This is a genomic window from Streptomyces sp. NBC_00669, from assembly GCF_036226785.1.
Taxonomy (GTDB): Bacteria; Actinomycetota; Actinomycetes; order Streptomycetales; family Streptomycetaceae; genus Actinacidiphila.
Genome location: NZ_CP109018.1, coordinates 2,259,420 through 2,274,213, shown reverse-complemented (window position 1 = coordinate 2,274,213; position 14,794 = coordinate 2,259,420). Strand labels below are relative to the sequence as shown.

Here is a 14,794-nt window from a genome sequence, read left to right as displayed (position 1 = left end):
GACTTAAGAGGTGGCCGCCGCACACGCAATGTTCAACCGAATATTCGGCGTCAGGACTGATGCCGAGTCGCTGTGCGGTACCACTCAGTCGTTCCCATCGTTCCGAGAGGTTGTTCGTGTCGGCCAGCACATCCCGTACGCTCCCGTCCGAGATCGCCGAATCCGAGTCTCTGATGGCGCTCATCGAGCAGGGTAAGGCCCAGGGCCAGATCGCCGGCGACGATGTGCGTCGGGCGTTCGAAGCGGACCAGATTCCGGCAACCCAGTGGAAGAACGTTCTGCGCAGCCTCAACCAGGTCCTCGACGAGGAGGGTGTGACGCTGATGGTGACCGCCGCAGAGGCGCCCAAGCGCACCCGTAAGAGCGTCGCAGCCAAGAGCCCGGCGAAACGTACTGCCACCAAGACGGTCGCCACCAAGACGGCGGCCCCAGCCAAGAAGACCGTAGCGCCCAAGGCCCCCGCCCCGGAGGCGGTGACCGAGGCCGAGACCACGGTGGAGCCATCGGTGGAGGCGGAGAACCCAGCCAAGAAGGCGCCCGCGAAGAAGACCGCGGCCAAGAAGACGGCTGCCAAGAAGGCCCCGGCGAAGAAGGCGACGACGAAGAAGTCCTCGGGCGACGACGCCGAGACGGACGAGTCGATCGAGGACGCCGCGCCCGGCAAGGGCGGCGAAGAGGATGCCGAGAAGCCGGAGTCCGAGAGCTTCGTGCTCTCCGACGACGACGAGGACGACGCGCCTGCCCAGCAGGTCGCCGTCGCCGGCGCCACCGCCGACCCGGTCAAGGACTACCTGAAGCAGATCGGCAAGGTCCCGCTGCTCAACGCCGAGCAGGAGGTCGAGCTCGCCAAGCGGATCGAGGCCGGTCTGTTCGCCGAGGACAAGCTCGCGGCGGCCGACAAGCTCGCGCCCAAGCTCAAGCGCGAGCTGGAGATCATCGCCGAGGACGGTCGCTGGGCGAAGAACCACCTGCTGGAGGCCAACCTCCGCCTCGTGGTCTCGCTGGCCAAGCGCTACACCGGCCGCGGCATGCTCTTCCTCGACCTGATCCAGGAGGGCAACCTCGGCCTGATCCGTGCGGTCGAGAAGTTCGACTACACCAAGGGCTTCAAGTTCTCCACCTACGCGACCTGGTGGATTCGTCAGGCGATCACCCGTGCCATGGCCGACCAGGCCCGCACCATCCGTATCCCGGTGCACATGGTCGAGGTCATCAACAAGCTGGCCCGCGTCCAGCGCCAGATGCTCCAGGACCTGGGCCGCGAGCCCACCCCGGAGGAACTGGCCAAGGAACTCGACATGACCCCCGAGAAGGTCATCGAGGTCCAGAAGTACGGCCGTGAGCCCATCTCGCTGCACACCCCGCTCGGCGAGGACGGCGACAGTGAGTTCGGTGACCTGATCGAGGACTCCGAGGCGGTCGTGCCCGCCGACGCGGTGAGCTTCACCCTCCTCCAGGAGCAGCTCCACTCGGTCCTGGACACCCTGTCGGAGCGCGAGGCGGGCGTGGTCTCCATGCGCTTCGGCCTCACCGACGGGCAGCCCAAGACGCTGGACGAGATCGGCAAGGTCTACGGAGTGACGCGCGAGCGCATCCGCCAGATCGAGTCGAAGACGATGTCCAAGCTGCGCCACCCGTCGCGGTCCCAGGTCCTGCGGGACTACCTGGACTGACGCCCCCCGACCCGGCCTGCCCCCGGCGCTGAAGCGGCGCCTGGGGCGGCCCTGGGACGGTTGCCTCTGCGGATGCGGCCTCCTGACCTGTCGATGACTCTGGGTATGCAGAGTGATTCACAGGGTCAGGAGGCCGTATGCGTTTCAGTGTCCGTACCGTCATCGCGGCGATAGTCGCGCTGCTGCCGGCTCTGGTAGTGCCGCTGGCGCTGCCCGCCACCCCGGCAGCGGCCCATGAGGTCGTCGTGGGCGGTACCCCGACCACGACCCAGCAGGAGCCCTGGGTGGTGGCCCTGTCCAGCCGCTCCCGCTTCGGCGACGACCGATCCGGCCAGTTCTGCGGCGGCGTGGCCGTCGGGGCCCGCACGGTGGTCACCGCCGCGCACTGCTTCGGCAAGGAGGCGCTGGGCGTGTCCGACTGGCAGCAGTTGCCGGATCTCAGAGTCATCGCGGACCGCACCGACCTGACCGGTGACAGCGGCGAGGAGCTCCGGCTCTCCAAGGTGTGGGTGAACCCGGACTTCGACCAGACCACCAACGCGAACGACGTCGCGGTGATCACGCTGGCGGAGCCGCTGCCCGACGGCGCGGCAATCCCGATGGCCGAACCCTCGGACACGGATTCCTACCGCCCGGGCACCCAGGCCCAGGTCTACGGCTGGGGGGATACCACCGGCAATGGTGACTACGCGTCCGCGCTGCGTACCGCGAACGTCACGGTCTTCGCCGACTCGGTGTGTGAGCAGGCATACCCGGGCGGTAGCGTCGGCAGCTATGTGCCCGCGTCGATGATGTGCGCGGGCGCGCAGCAGGGCGGGCACGACGCATGCCAGGGCGACAGCGGCGGTCCGCTGGTCGTCGCCGGCCGGCTGGTCGGCCTGGTGTCATGGGGGAACGGCTGCGCGATGGCGGACTACCCAGGTGTGTACACGCGGGTGTCCGCGATGGAGGCGCTGATCGCACAGCACATGTGACGCAGCGCGGCGCAGGGAATCGATGGCCCGTCGCGGCGCGCCACACGGACCGTCGGCGAACCGACGGCCCTGGTGGGCGCCCGATGGGTCCGGGGGTGTACCGGTCGGCCTGAGATGTACCGGCTGGGTCTGGGACCTGACGGCGGCCCGGAAAAACCCGCGGGCGGACACCCCCTCAAGGGGTCCGTCCGCCCGCGGCTCCGAACTCGTCGCTGGTCTGAAGGCTCAGCGCTCGTCGTCTCCCGTCGACGCCGGGGTCTCGTTCAGCCGACCGGTCTCGTCCTGTATCTCGGCTGCGATCTTCTTCAGTTCGGGCTCGAACTTGCGGCCATGGTGCGCGCAGAAGAGCAGCTCTCCGCCGCTGATGAGCACGACACGCAGGTAGGCCTGAGCGCCGCAACGGTCGCAGCGGTCGCCCGCTGTCAGCGGACTCGCGGGGGTCAGAACAGTAGTCACGTCGCCTCTTCTCTAGCTCGACGAGCTGTCGTACCAGGGTCAACATCCAACCAGGCCGAAAACGTTCCCGCTGACGGCTTTTTCTCGGAACCGTCCTCGGTGTGACCGGGTGTTACCGATTGGCGGCGAATAGGAGTCAATTGCGGCGGATGTCGGGTGTGGAGCTGTTGTCCGGATCGCCCCCCGGCTGGCAACCGGGTTGTTGGAGAGGACGTGCCCGGAGCCTAAATGGTTCATGCCTCTTTGGGAACGTGACATGTGTATCACTCGCGCGGGTTATCGAACGCCTGCTCGACGAGGACTAGGATGAACCATCCAGATGCCGGGTCGCGGCAGTGTCCACCTGCCCCGCATCGGTACCCTCTCACCGACACGGCTGAATATCTTGACCGAGGAGCTGCCCGCGTGACCGCCGAAACATCCGTGCCGCCCGCCGCGCTGCTGACGGGCGCAGATCGTGACGGTTCCAATTACACCGCGCGGCACCTCCTCGTCCTCGAAGGTCTCGAGGCCGTCCGCAAGCGACCCGGTATGTACATCGGCTCGACCGACAGTCGCGGACTGATGCACTGCGTCTGGGAGATCATCGACAACTCCGTCGACGAGGCGCTGGGCGGCCACGGCGACAGGATCGAGGTCGTGCTGCACTCCGACGGGTCCATCGAGGTGCGTGACAACGGCCGCGGCATCCCGGTCGACGTCGAGCCCAAGACGGGCCTGTCCGGTGTCGAGGTCGTCATGACCAAGCTGCACGCCGGCGGCAAGTTCGGCGGCGGCTCCTACGCCGCCTCCGGTGGTCTGCACGGCGTCGGCGCCTCGGTGGTCAACGCGCTGTCCGCGCGCCTGGACGTCGAAGTGGACCGCGGCGGCCACACCCACAGCATCAGCTTCCGCCGCGGTGTCCCCGGGATCTTCACCGAGTCCGGCCCCGACGCGCCCTTCGAGCCGGCCAGCGGCGTGACCCGCACCAAGAAGATCCCGCGCACCCGCACCGGCACCAGGGTGCGGTACTGGGCCGACCGGCAGATCTTCCTCAAGGACGCCAAGCTCTCCCTGGACAACCTCCACCAGCGCGCCCGGCAGACCGCGTTCCTCGTCCCCGGCCTGACCATCGTGGTGCGCGACGAGCGCGGCATCGAGGAGGACAAGCCGGTCGAGGACGTCTTCCACTACGACGGCGGCATCAGCGAGTTCTGCGAGTACCTCGCCCCCGACAAGCCGATCTGCGACGTGCAGCGGCTGACCGGCAGCGGCACCTTCAAGGAGACCGTCCCCGTACTCGACGACCGCGGGCACATGACCCCCACCGAGGTCACCCGCGAACTCGGTGTCGACATCGCCCTGCGCTGGGGCACCGGTTACGACACCTCGCTCAAGTCGTTCGTGAACATCATCGCGACGCCCAAGGGCGGCACCCATGTGACCGGATTCGAGCGGTCGGTCGCCAAAACGGTCAACGAGGTGCTGCGCGCCACCAAACTGCTGCGCGTCGCCGAGGACGACATCGTCAAGGACGACGCGATGGAGGGGCTGACGGCGGTGGTCACCGTCCGGCTGGCCGAGCCGCAGTTCGAGGGGCAGACCAAGGAGGTGCTGGGCACCTCGGCGGCGAACCGGATCGTGGCCGCCGTGGTGACCAAGGAGCTCAAGGACTTCCTGACCTCCACCCGGCGCGACACCAAGGGCCAGGCCCGGGCCGTCCTGGAGAAGGCCGTCGCCGCGGCCAGGACCCGGATCGCCGCCCGCCAGCACAAGGAGGCGCAGCGCAGGAAGACCGCGCTGGAGACCTCCTCGCTGCCCGCCAAGCTCGCCGACTGCCGCAGCGACAACGTCGAGCGCAGCGAACTGTTCATCGTCGAGGGCGACTCGGCGCTCGGCACCGCCAAGCTGGCGCGCAACTCCGAGTTCCAGGCGCTCCTGCCGATCCGCGGCAAGATCCTCAACGTTCAGAAGTCCTCCGTCTCGGACATGCTCAAGAACGCCGAGTGCGGGGCGATCATCCAGGTGATAGGAGCCGGCTCCGGGCGCACCTTCGACATCGACCAGGCGCGCTACGGCAAGGTGATCTTCCTGGCCGACGCCGATGTCGACGGCGCCCACATCCGCTGCCTGCTGCTGACCCTCTTCCAGCGCTACATGCGCGCCATGGTCGAGGAGGGCCGGGTCTTCTCCGCCGTCCCCCCGCTGCACCGGATCGAGCTCGTCCAGCCCAAGAAGGGGCAGGACAAGTACCTGTACACCTACTCCGACGCAGAACTGCGCCAGACCCTCCAGGACCTCAACCGGCGCAACGTCCGCTACAAGGACAGCATCCAGCGCTACAAGGGCCTCGGTGAGATGGACGCCAATCAGCTGGCCGAGACCACAATGGACCCGCGCCACCGCACCCTGCGCCGGATCAACATCAGCGATCTCGAAGCCGCGGAGCAGGCGTTCGACCTCCTGATGGGCAACGAGGTCGCGCCGCGCAAGGAGTTCATCTCCAGTTCCGCCTCGACCCTGGACCGCGCGCGGATCGACGTCTGACCCGCGGCCGTACGAGCGTCCCGCCATCCGGCACACGCGCCCGCCCGCTCCCCGTCAACGCGGGAGCGGGCGGGCGCGCGTGGTCGCGGCGAACCACTTGGCGGGGCCTGGTTCTCACTTCCGCACGCGGATCTTGGCGCAGGCGTCGGCGATGACGTCGCGATCGTGGCGTAGGACAGGTCCTTGCCCCAGCAGCCGGGGCCCTCGGCGGCTGTTGCCGAGTTTCGCGCCCAGTGCGGTCAGGACGGCGGCGAACTCCGCGTCCGTCCGCGCCTGGGAGGCGCCCAGTTTCAGGAGCATGGCTGTCATCCTGTCCCGCCGGCGCACCCGCGCGGTGAGGCGCGTGCGAGGCCGCGTCGGACCCGCTCGAACGGCTCGGCCGCCGGCTGGGCTCAACCCGGGCCGGCCCGTTCTCCACCCCCGGGTGGAGAACGTTTTTCAACCCACGGCTTGATCCGCTGACCAGTGGATTTCCGTAGATTCGAGGACATAGCCCATCGTCGAATCGCCCTTCGGAGGCAACTGCCATGTCCGGTCTGGTCAACGCGCTGGTGATCCTCGCGGTCATCGGGGTGGTGCTCGCCCGCCAGCTCAGGCCCCGTGCCGTCGCGGGCGGCCGGTGGTGGCTCATGCCCGCTGTTCTGCTCGTGTTGGCGATACGGGACGGAGGCGGCCTGATCGACGGGCAACATGAGCATGCCGCCGTGACCCTGCTCGCCGCGGAGTTGGTGGTCGGTGCCGTGATGGGGATCGTCTGGGCCACGACCACCCAGCTGTGGACCGAGTCCGACGGCCGGGTGATGGCGAAGGGCACCAAGGCGACCCTGGCGGTATGGGTGCTGGGCATAGCCGTGCGCGTGGGGCTCTACGCGGTCGCGTCCGCGGTGGGCGTGCACCAGAGCTCGTCCTCGGTACTGCTCGCGGTCGCCGCGACACTGCTCATACGCAGCGGGGTGCTCTTCTGGCGAGCCCAGAGCCTGGGGCCGTCGTACCGTACGGTCTCATGAGCACCTGGACGTCCTGGCCCTCTCAGGAGGCGTTGTCCCGTGAGATTCGGCCACGGGCCCGGCGCAGGATCGGGCGGGGCATCCGGCTGGTGCTGACGGCCGCCTCGATGTGGGGGATCATCGCCAGAGGCGAACTGAGCCCTTGGGCGACCCTGGGCGCGTGCCTTGGGGTGCTGGTCCTGTACGGGGTGGTGTGGTGCTACTTCCGGACCACGCTGCGGCACCGGCTGTGGCCGGCGCTGGGCATGCTCGCGCTGCTGGTGGCAGGGGGCGCCATCGCGGCGGGCCTGGACGCGACTCTTCCCGCGGTGATGCTGTGGTGTGGCTGCGCGGTGCTGGCGCTGGAGCGGCTGCCGCTGGCCGTGGGGCTTGCGGTGGCGGCGGTCGCGTTGACGGTCTTCGCGCTGTTCGACAGCGGTGACAACTGGCTGGTGACGACGCTGACCGCGCTCGGACTGTCGCTCGCGGGCTACACCGTGCGGTTGGACGCGGAGGCGCGCGGTAACACCCATCGGCTGCTCGTCCAGGAGCGGGCCGCGCGGAAGGCCGAGGCGGAGACGGCGGCGCTCGCCGAGCGGGCCAGGATCGCCCGGGAGATCCATGACGTGCTCGCGCACAGCCTGTCCGCGCAGGCCGTCCACTTGGAGGCCACCCGGCTGCTGGTCGAGCGGGGGGTGGACCGGGAGGTGGTGCTGGAGCGGGTGGTGGCGGCCCGGCGGATGGCGCGGGAAGGGCTGGCCGAGACGAGGCAGGCGCTGTCCGCGCTGCGCGGGGACATGGCGCCGGTGGAGGAGTTCCTGCGGGAACTGGTGGCGTCGGAGGGAGCACGGTTGGAGGTGGACGGGGAGCCGCGGCAACTGCCGGCGGAGGCCGGGCTCGCGGTGCGGAGAGTCGCGCAGGAGGCGATGACGAACGTGCGCAAGCACGCGCCGGGAGCGGAAGTCGTGCTCCGCCTGGAGTACCGGCCGAAGGAGGTGGAGTTGGAGTTCCGCGACTTCGGCGGCCGATCGCCTGTGGATAACTCTTTGGGGGTCTCCGGATCGGGCTACGGTCTTCGAGGGATGCGGGAGCGCGCCGAACTGCTGGGCGGCGCGTTGGACGCCGGACCGGCAGAGGAGGGCTTCGTGGTGCGCTTGCGGGTGCCCGCGTGACGCGGGTGGTGGTCGCGGACGACCAGACGGTGGTGCGCGAAGGAATCGTGATGTTGCTGGGGCTGCTCCCCGGGATCGACGTGGTGGGAGCGGCAGGAGATGGAGAGGAGGCGGTGCGGCTGGTGGCGGAGCAGCGGCCGGACGTGGTGCTGATGGATCTGCGGATGCCCCGCTGCGACGGGGTGGAGGCGACCCGGCGGATTCGGGCGCAGCACCCGGGCACGCAGGTGGTGGTGCTGACGACGTACGCGGACGACGACTCGTTGTTCCCGGCGCTGCGGGCCGGGGCGCGGGGGTATCTGACGAAGGACGCGGGCGGGGAGGAGATCGCCCGGGCCATCGCCGATGTGACGGCGGGCCGGGCGGGGTTGTCGTCGGCGGTGCAGCGCCGGGTGCTGGATGTGCTGGCGCAGGGTGAGCGCGCGGCGGCGGGCCCGGTGCGGCAGGAGGGAGAGGAGTTGCCCGACGGGCTGACGATACGGGAGGCGGAGGTGTTGGCACTGGTGGCGGAGGGGTTGTCCAACGCGGAGATCACCGAGCGGCTGCACGTGAGCATGGCCACCGTAAAGACGCACATCAACAACCTGTTTGCCAAGACCGGGGCACGCGATCGGGCTCAGGCCGTGGGATACGCCTACCGGCACGGGATCACCTGATGGTGTGAAGGTTTCGGCTTGTTGGACCTGGATCTTCCCGCTCTGTCCATGATTGGCCGCACGGCCGACCGGCCGGTGGATCGAGGAGAGTTCGGTGGACGAGCACGGCGGGGGAGACCCGGGGACGCTGGGGGTGGACAGCCCGTGGCGGCAGACCGCGGTGGCACGGCAGTGGCTGCCGGAGCCGGATGCCGGTCCGGGCGCGGACAGAGAACAAGCCGAGGCGCCCGCGGAGGTGCCACGGGCGCCTCGCGAGGACGAGGCGGCGATCCGGGCGGCGGTGTACGTGGAGGTCCAGCGCAGCGCGACGTTCGGGGAAGTGCGGGACAGCTACCGGGGGTTTGCGTTTCCGGCGGTGGCGGCGTTTGTCACCTGGTACCTGGTCTACGTGGTGGCGGCGACCACCGCGCCGGGGCTGATGGCCCGGCGGGTGGCGGGTGAGCTGAATGTGGCGATGGTCGCGGGGCTGGCGCAGTTCGCGACGACTTTCCTCCTGACGTGGGCGTATGCGCGGCACGCGCGGCTGCGGCGGGACCGGGCGGCACTGGACCTCCGGTGGACGTTGGCCACCAGGACCGGGCAGGAGCGGGTGCGGTGACAGGGCAGTTGACGAGTCGGCCGGCGGGACAGCCGACGGGCGTGGCGTTTCTGGCGGACGGGACCGGGGATCACCAGGGGCTGGCGATCGTCCTGTTCACGGTGTTCGTGTCGGTGACGCTGGCGATCACGGCGTGGGCGGGGCGGCGGCGCACCTCGTCGGAGGAGTTCTTCGCCGGCGGGCGGCTGTTCACCCCGGCGGAGAACGGCTTCGCGATCGCCGGGGACTACATGTCGGCGGCGTCGTTCCTCGGCATCTCCGGGCTGATCGCGCTGTTCGGGTACGACGGGCTGCTGTACTCGGTCGGGTTCTTCGTGGCGTGGCTGATCGTGCTGATGCTCGTCGCCGAGCTGGTGCGGAACGTCGGGCGGTACACGCTGGCGGATGTGCTGTCGGCGCGGATGCGGCACCGGCCGGTGCGGATCGCGGCGGGGACGGCGTCGGTGACGGTGTCGATCCTGTACCTGGTGGCGCAGATGGTCGGCGCGGGCAGTCTGGTCGGGCTGCTGCTCGGCGGCACCGGGGCGGCCAGGACCTGGACGGTGATCGGGGTCGGGGCGCTGATGGTGGTCTATGTGTCGTTCGGCGGGATGCGGGCGACCACGTGGATTCAGATCGTGAAGACCGTGCTGCTGATGGGCGGGACGGTGGCGCTGACGGTGATGGTGCTGGTCAAGTTCCATGGAAACGTGGACTGGTTGCTGCGGTCGGCGGTGACGGGCAGCGGGCAGGGTGACGCGTTTCTCGCGCCGGGGCTGAAGTACGGCGCGAGCGGCACGTCGCGGCTGGACTTCATCAGCCTGGGGCTGGCGCTGGTGCTGGGCACGGCCGGGCTGCCGCACATCCTGTCGCGGTTCTACACGGTGCCGACGGCGCGTTCGGCGCGGCGGTCGGTGGTGTGGGCGATCGGGCTGATCGGGGCGTTCTACCTGATGACGATCGTGCTGGGCTTCGGGGCGGCGGCGATGGTCGGTTCGGACACGGTGCGGACGTCGAACGAGGCGGGCAACACGGCGGTGCCGCTGCTCGCGGAGGCGCTGGGCGGCGGATCGGGCACGACCGGCGGCGCGGTGCTGTTCGCGGTGGTGGGGTCGGTGGCGTTCGCGACGATCCTGGCGGTGGTGGCGGGCATCACGCTGGCGTCGTCGGCGTCGGTGGCGCACGACCTGTATGCGACGGTGCGGCGCAGGCCCCGCCATGCGGCCAGGCGGGACGCGGGCAATCCCGGCGGGCACATGGAGGAGGACGAGGTGCGGGTGGCGCGGTTCGCGGCGGTCGGGATCGGTGCGGTGGCGATCGCGCTGAGCCTGCTGGCGCAGGATCAGAACATCGCGTTCCTGGTCGGGTTGGCGTTCGCGGTGGCGGCGTCGGCGAACCTTCCCTCGTTGCTGTACTCGCTGTTCTGGCGGCGGTTCACCACCAAGGGCGCGGTGTGGTCGATCTACGGCGGACTGGTTCCGGCACTGACCTTGGTGGTGCTGTCTCCGGTGACGTCCGGGCAGGCCGACTCGCTCTTCCCCGGGGTGGACTTCCACGTCTTCCCGTTGGAGAACCCGGGGCTGGTCTCGATCCCGCTGGGCTTCTTCGCCGGCTGGCTGGGCACGGTGCTGACCCGGGAGCCCGCGGATGAGGCGGCGTTCGCGGAGACGGAGGTGCGGTCGCTGACGGGAGCGGGCGCGGTGTAGCCGGCCGGAGGGCTGGTGCAGGGTGCCGCGGGGGCCGGCGTCAGCCTCCGGGTACGGCTACGGCGGGGTCGATCGGTTCGACGGATTCGACGTCCATGCGGGCCGGGGTGCCGAGCGCGGCGCCGCAGCTCTCCGGGCGCGGGGGAGTGGCGGCGTGCTGGGCGACCAGGACCCGCCAGGACCGCCCGTCGGTGTGGTGGACGTGTACGGTCCAGGCGGTTCGTGCGTCGGGGTCGGGGCCGGAGCCGGATACGGGTTCCGGCTCGACGGGGTCGGTGCCGCGCACGGTCAGCGCTGCCGCGCGGTCCTCGTCGATCAGGGCGCGGACCGCCAACTCGGCCGCCTGGCCGGGCCGGGACCAGGTGGAGCGGCCGCGGCAGCCTTCGAGGGCGACCCGGCCGGAGTGCGCGGCGCTGAGCGCGTCCTTGGCGGTGGCGGCGTCGAGCCGGCCGTAGGAGTAGCCGTGCGGGAGGACCAGCATGGTCGGGGCGAAGCGGTGGCCACCGAGGTGCGTGGTCTCCCAGACGTCGAGGCCGCCGTCGGTGGCGAGTTCGGCCGCGAGCGGGCGGCCGTGGAGGGCACAACAGCGGTCGCGGGTGCCGTTGGTGCAGATGAGGGCGATGGGTGGGCCGTCGTAGCGGGTGCCGAAGTCGGCGGGGTGGCCGGCGCCGAGGGCCGGGAAGTCCAGGGTGGCCAGTTCTGCGGGATCGGCGAGGGCGGCGGTGCGAATCCATGAGCGGTCGGGCGCGGTGTGGGCGGCGATCACTCGGCGGCGGTGCGGCTGATGGGTGTCGGCGTGCCGGCCAGGGCGGCGGATGAGGCCGAGCCGGACGCCGGTGCCGTCGGCGAGGCGTTCCAGTTCGCGGCCGAGCGCCGGGTCGAGGTGGCTGGACCGAAGGGCCTTGGCTCCCCACGGACCCGGCTGCTCGATCAGCAGCCAGGTCCGTGCGGTCGCCGCGGTGGCGGCCACCGGTTCGGCGAGTTCGATCGAGGCACGCGTGCAGAGGCTCACCCCGCCGAGCCTAGTGCGCCCGGCGGGGCGGACCCGTACGCGTGCCGCCGGACCCGTAGCCGTAGGTCCGCGCCCGCTTCCGTACCCGTACCCGCACCCGCGCCCGCCCGCTTCCGCACCTGCACCCGCTTCCGCACCCGGGCCTCGTGGGGGCCCGGGCGCGGGACTTCCGTCAGGCCGGGCCCGCGATGGACGTGACCGGCTTCGCCAGCGGGACACCGGAGCCGTCGCGGCGCGGGTCCTTCGGCGGGAGCTCGGCGGGTGCGCCCGTCGAGGTGGCCGCGCGGGCGGGGGCGGGGCCGGCCCAGGCGAGCGACAGCCCGCTCTCGCCCCGCAGGAAGCGCTGGCAGCGCACCCCGCCGGTGGCCCGGCCCTTGCGCGGGTACTGGTCGAACGGCGTCAGCTTCGCGGTGCCCTCGCCGGCGCCGTCCAGGGTGCCCTCGGAACGGGCCACGGTGAAGACCACCGCGTCCACGGCCGGGTCCACCGCGGTGAAGGAGATCACCTGGGCGCCGTCCGCGAGCTTGATGCCGGCCATGCCGCCCGCCGGGCGGCCCTGCGGACGCACCTGGGCGGCCGGGTAGCGCAGCAGTTGGGCGTCGTCGGTGATGAAGACCAGATCCTCCTCGCCGGTGCGCAACTCCACCGCGCCGACGATCACGTCGCCCTCCTTGAGGGTGATGACCTCCAGGTCGTCCTTGTTCGACGGGTAGTCCGGCACGACCCGCTTGACCACCCCCTGCGCGGTGCCGAGCGCCAGCCCGGGCGAGGACTCGTCGAGCGTGGTCAGGCACAGCGCCCGTTCCCCGTCGTCGAGCGCGAGGAACTCCGTCAGCGGCGCCCCGCCGGCCAGCGACGGCGGTCCCGCGGTGTCCGGCAGCATCGGCAGGTCGATGACGGTCAGCCGCAGCAGCCGCCCGGTCGAGGTCACCACGCCGAGGTCGGAGCGCGCGGTGGTCGGCACCGCCGACAGGATCACGTCGTGCTTGGCCCGCTTGCCCGAGCCGTCGGTGAGCGGCTCGCCCACCCCGGTGCGGGCCAGCAGCCCGGTCGAGGAGAGCAGCACCCGGCACGGGTCGTCGGCGACCTCGAGCGGCACCGCGGCGGCCGGCGCGCCCGCCGACTCCAGCAGCACGGTGCGCCGTTCGGTGCCGTACTTCTTCGCGACCGCGGCCAGCTCCGCCGACACCAGCTTGCGCAGTTCCGCGTCCGACTCCAGGATGCGGGTCAGCTCGGCGATCTCCTCGTTGAGCCGGTCGCGTTCGGCCTCCAGCTCGATCCGGTCGAAGCGGGTCAGCCGGCGCAGCGGGGTGTCGAGGATGTACTGGGTCTGGATGTCGGACAGGCCGAACCGGTCCATCAGCCGTTCCTTGGCCTGCGCCGCGTTGTCGCTGGACCGGATGATGGAGATGACCTCGTCGATGTCGACGAGCGCCACCAGCAGGCCGTCCACCAGGTGCAGCCGATCGCGGCGCTTGGTGCGCCGGAACTCGCAGCGCCGCCGCACCACCGTGAAGCGGTGGTCGACGTAGACTTCCAGCAGCTCCTTGAGGCCGAGGGTGAGCGGCTGGCCGTCCACCAGGGCCACGTTGTTGATGCCGAAGGAGTCCTCCATCGGCGTCAGCTTGTAGAGCTGTTCGAGCACGGCCTCGGGGTTGAAGCCGTTCTTGATCTCGATGACCAGCCGCAGGCCGTGCTCGCGGTCGGTGAGGTCCTTGACGTCGGCGATGCCCTGGAGCTTCTTCGCGCCGACCATGTCCTTGATCTTGGCGATGACCTTCTCGGGCCCGACGGTGAAGGGCAGTTCGGTGACGACCAGGCCCTTGCGGCGCGGGGTGACGTCCTCCACCGCCACGGTGGCACGGATCTTGAAGGTGCCGCGGCCGGTCTCGTACGCGTCGCGGATGCCGGACAGCCCGATGATCCGGCCGCCGGTGGGCAGGTCGGGACCGGGGACGTGGCGCATCAGCGCGTCGAGGTCCGCGTTCGGGTACCGGATCAGGTGCCGGGCGGCGGCGACGACCTCGCCCAGGTTGTGCGGCGGCATGTTCGTGGCCATGCCGACCGCGATCCCGGACGAGCCGTTGACCAGCAGGTTCGGGTAGGCGGCCGGCAGGACGTCGGGTTCCTGCTCCTGGCCGTCGTAGTTGGGCGCGAAGTCGACGGTGTCCTCGTCGATCGACTCGACCATGAGCTGGGCCGGGCCCGACATGCGCGCCTCGGTGTAGCGCATCGCGGCCGGCATGTCGTCCAGCGAGCCGAAGTTGCCGTGCCCGTCGACCAGCGGCAGGCGCTGCGAGAAGGGCTGCGCCATCCGGACCATCGCGTCGTAGATCGACGCGTCGCCGTGCGGGTGCAGCTTGCCCATCACCTCGCCGACCACACGGGCGCACTTGACGAAGCCGCGCTCGGGGCGCAGGCCCATCTCGTTCATCTGGTAGACGATGCGGCGGTGCACCGGCTTCATGCCGTCACGGGCGTCGGGCAGCGCGCGGGCGTAGATCACCGAGTAGGCGTACTCAAGGTAGGAGCCCTTCATCTCGTCCACGACGTCGATGTCGAGGATGCGCTCCTCGAAGTCGTCGTCCGGGGGCGGGCTCTTCGTCGTGCGGCGGGCCATCTCGGCGGCGCTCCTTTGCCTTGCGTGGTGCCTTCGGGTGCGTTGCGTGTGCCTTGCGTGCTGCTGCGGTGCTGCGGTTCTGCGTCGGTCGTTCTGCGGTCCCGCGGTGCTGCGGTCCTGTGTCTGTCGTGCCGCGGTGCCGCGTGAGTCGTGCCGCGGTCCCGCTTCGGTGCTGCGTCTGTCGTGCCTCGGTCGTGCCTGGGTCGTGCGTCCGTCCTGCGTGTGCCTGCTCGTCAAACGTCCGCCCGCGTGCCTCGCGGTCGTGCACGGGCGGCGGGCGTACGCCGCGATGCGGCGCGGTCCATTGTGGACCGCGGCACCGACAACACCGACCGCGACCCGGCACGAGCGCGTTCCGGGCGGGAACTTCGCGCGGCGCGGGCACGCTTGCCTAGAGTGGCAGCACTCTACGCAGTCACGCAGCAGCGACCGGAAG

At 70.6% G+C, this 14,794-nt stretch carries 12 protein-coding genes; 8 read left to right on the top strand and 4 right to left on the bottom strand.

Going from position 1 to position 14,794, the window contains the following annotated elements:
* Positions 1–116 precede the first annotated feature (116 nt).
* A complete protein-coding gene (locus tag OG896_RS09000) occupies positions 117–1,673 on the top strand; it encodes an RNA polymerase sigma factor (protein ID WP_329364001.1) in 1,557 nt (518 codons plus the stop codon).
* Positions 1,674–1,810: 137 nt separating this feature from the next.
* Positions 1,811–2,647, top strand: a complete 837-nt coding sequence (locus OG896_RS08995; protein ID WP_329363998.1) for a S1 family peptidase — start codon at positions 1,811–1,813, stop codon at positions 2,645–2,647.
* Positions 2,648–2,872: 225 nt separating this feature from the next.
* Here OG896_RS08995 and OG896_RS08990 read toward each other — a convergent pair whose 3' ends face one another.
* Positions 2,873–3,103, bottom strand: coding sequence for a DUF7455 domain-containing protein (locus OG896_RS08990; RefSeq protein WP_103884849.1), 231 nt, complete (start codon positions 3,101–3,103; stop codon positions 2,873–2,875).
* Between the two features lie 405 nt (positions 3,104–3,508).
* On the opposite strand from OG896_RS08990, the gene OG896_RS08985 reads away from it, so the two are divergent.
* The gene (locus OG896_RS08985) at positions 3,509–5,629 is read left to right on the top strand and encodes a DNA gyrase/topoisomerase IV subunit B (protein WP_329363997.1); all 2,121 of its coding nucleotides are present in this window, start codon (positions 3,509–3,511) and stop codon (positions 5,627–5,629) included.
* A 114-nt stretch (positions 5,630–5,743) separates the two neighbouring features.
* On the opposite strand, the gene OG896_RS08980 is transcribed toward OG896_RS08985, so the two are convergent.
* Positions 5,744–5,929 carry a hypothetical protein gene (locus OG896_RS08980; protein WP_329363995.1) on the bottom strand — a complete coding sequence of 62 codons (186 nt, stop codon included), beginning with the start codon at positions 5,927–5,929 and terminating at the stop codon, positions 5,744–5,746.
* Between the two features lie 227 nt (positions 5,930–6,156).
* Here OG896_RS08980 and OG896_RS08975 point away from each other — a divergent pair, with 227 nt between their 5' ends.
* From OG896_RS08975 to OG896_RS08955, 5 genes are all read left to right on the top strand, one after another.
* Positions 6,157–6,636, top strand: a complete 480-nt coding sequence (locus OG896_RS08975; RefSeq protein ID WP_329363993.1) for a DUF1453 domain-containing protein — start codon at positions 6,157–6,159, stop codon at positions 6,634–6,636.
* Positions 6,633–7,787, top strand: a complete 1,155-nt coding sequence (locus tag OG896_RS08970; RefSeq protein ID WP_329363991.1) for a sensor histidine kinase — start codon at positions 6,633–6,635, stop codon at positions 7,785–7,787. The genes OG896_RS08975 and OG896_RS08970 overlap by 4 nt, the downstream gene beginning before the upstream one ends.
* A complete protein-coding gene (locus OG896_RS08965) occupies positions 7,784–8,443 on the top strand; it encodes a response regulator transcription factor (protein ID WP_329363989.1) in 660 nt (219 codons plus the stop codon). Before OG896_RS08970 ends, OG896_RS08965 begins: the two co-directional genes overlap by 4 nt.
* A 94-nt stretch (positions 8,444–8,537) precedes the next feature.
* Positions 8,538–9,041: a DUF485 domain-containing protein gene (locus OG896_RS08960; protein WP_329363987.1), complete on the top strand. Its 504-nt coding sequence runs from the start codon at positions 8,538–8,540 to the stop codon at positions 9,039–9,041.
* Between the two features lie 41 nt (positions 9,042–9,082).
* Positions 9,083–10,726, top strand: a complete 1,644-nt coding sequence (locus tag OG896_RS08955; protein WP_329363985.1) for a solute symporter family protein — start codon at positions 9,083–9,085, stop codon at positions 10,724–10,726.
* Positions 10,727–10,766: 40 nt separating this feature from the next.
* Here the strand turns inward: OG896_RS08955 and OG896_RS08950 are convergent, their stop codons facing one another.
* Entirely contained in the window at positions 10,767–11,738 is a 972-nt protein-coding gene (locus OG896_RS08950) for a sucrase ferredoxin (RefSeq protein ID WP_329363984.1), read from the bottom strand.
* Positions 11,739–11,910: 172 nt separating this feature from the next.
* The gene (locus tag OG896_RS08945; RefSeq protein WP_329363982.1) at positions 11,911–14,358 is read right to left on the bottom strand and encodes a DNA gyrase/topoisomerase IV subunit A; all 2,448 of its coding nucleotides are present in this window, start codon (positions 14,356–14,358) and stop codon (positions 11,911–11,913) included.
* Positions 14,359–14,794 lie beyond the last annotated feature (436 nt).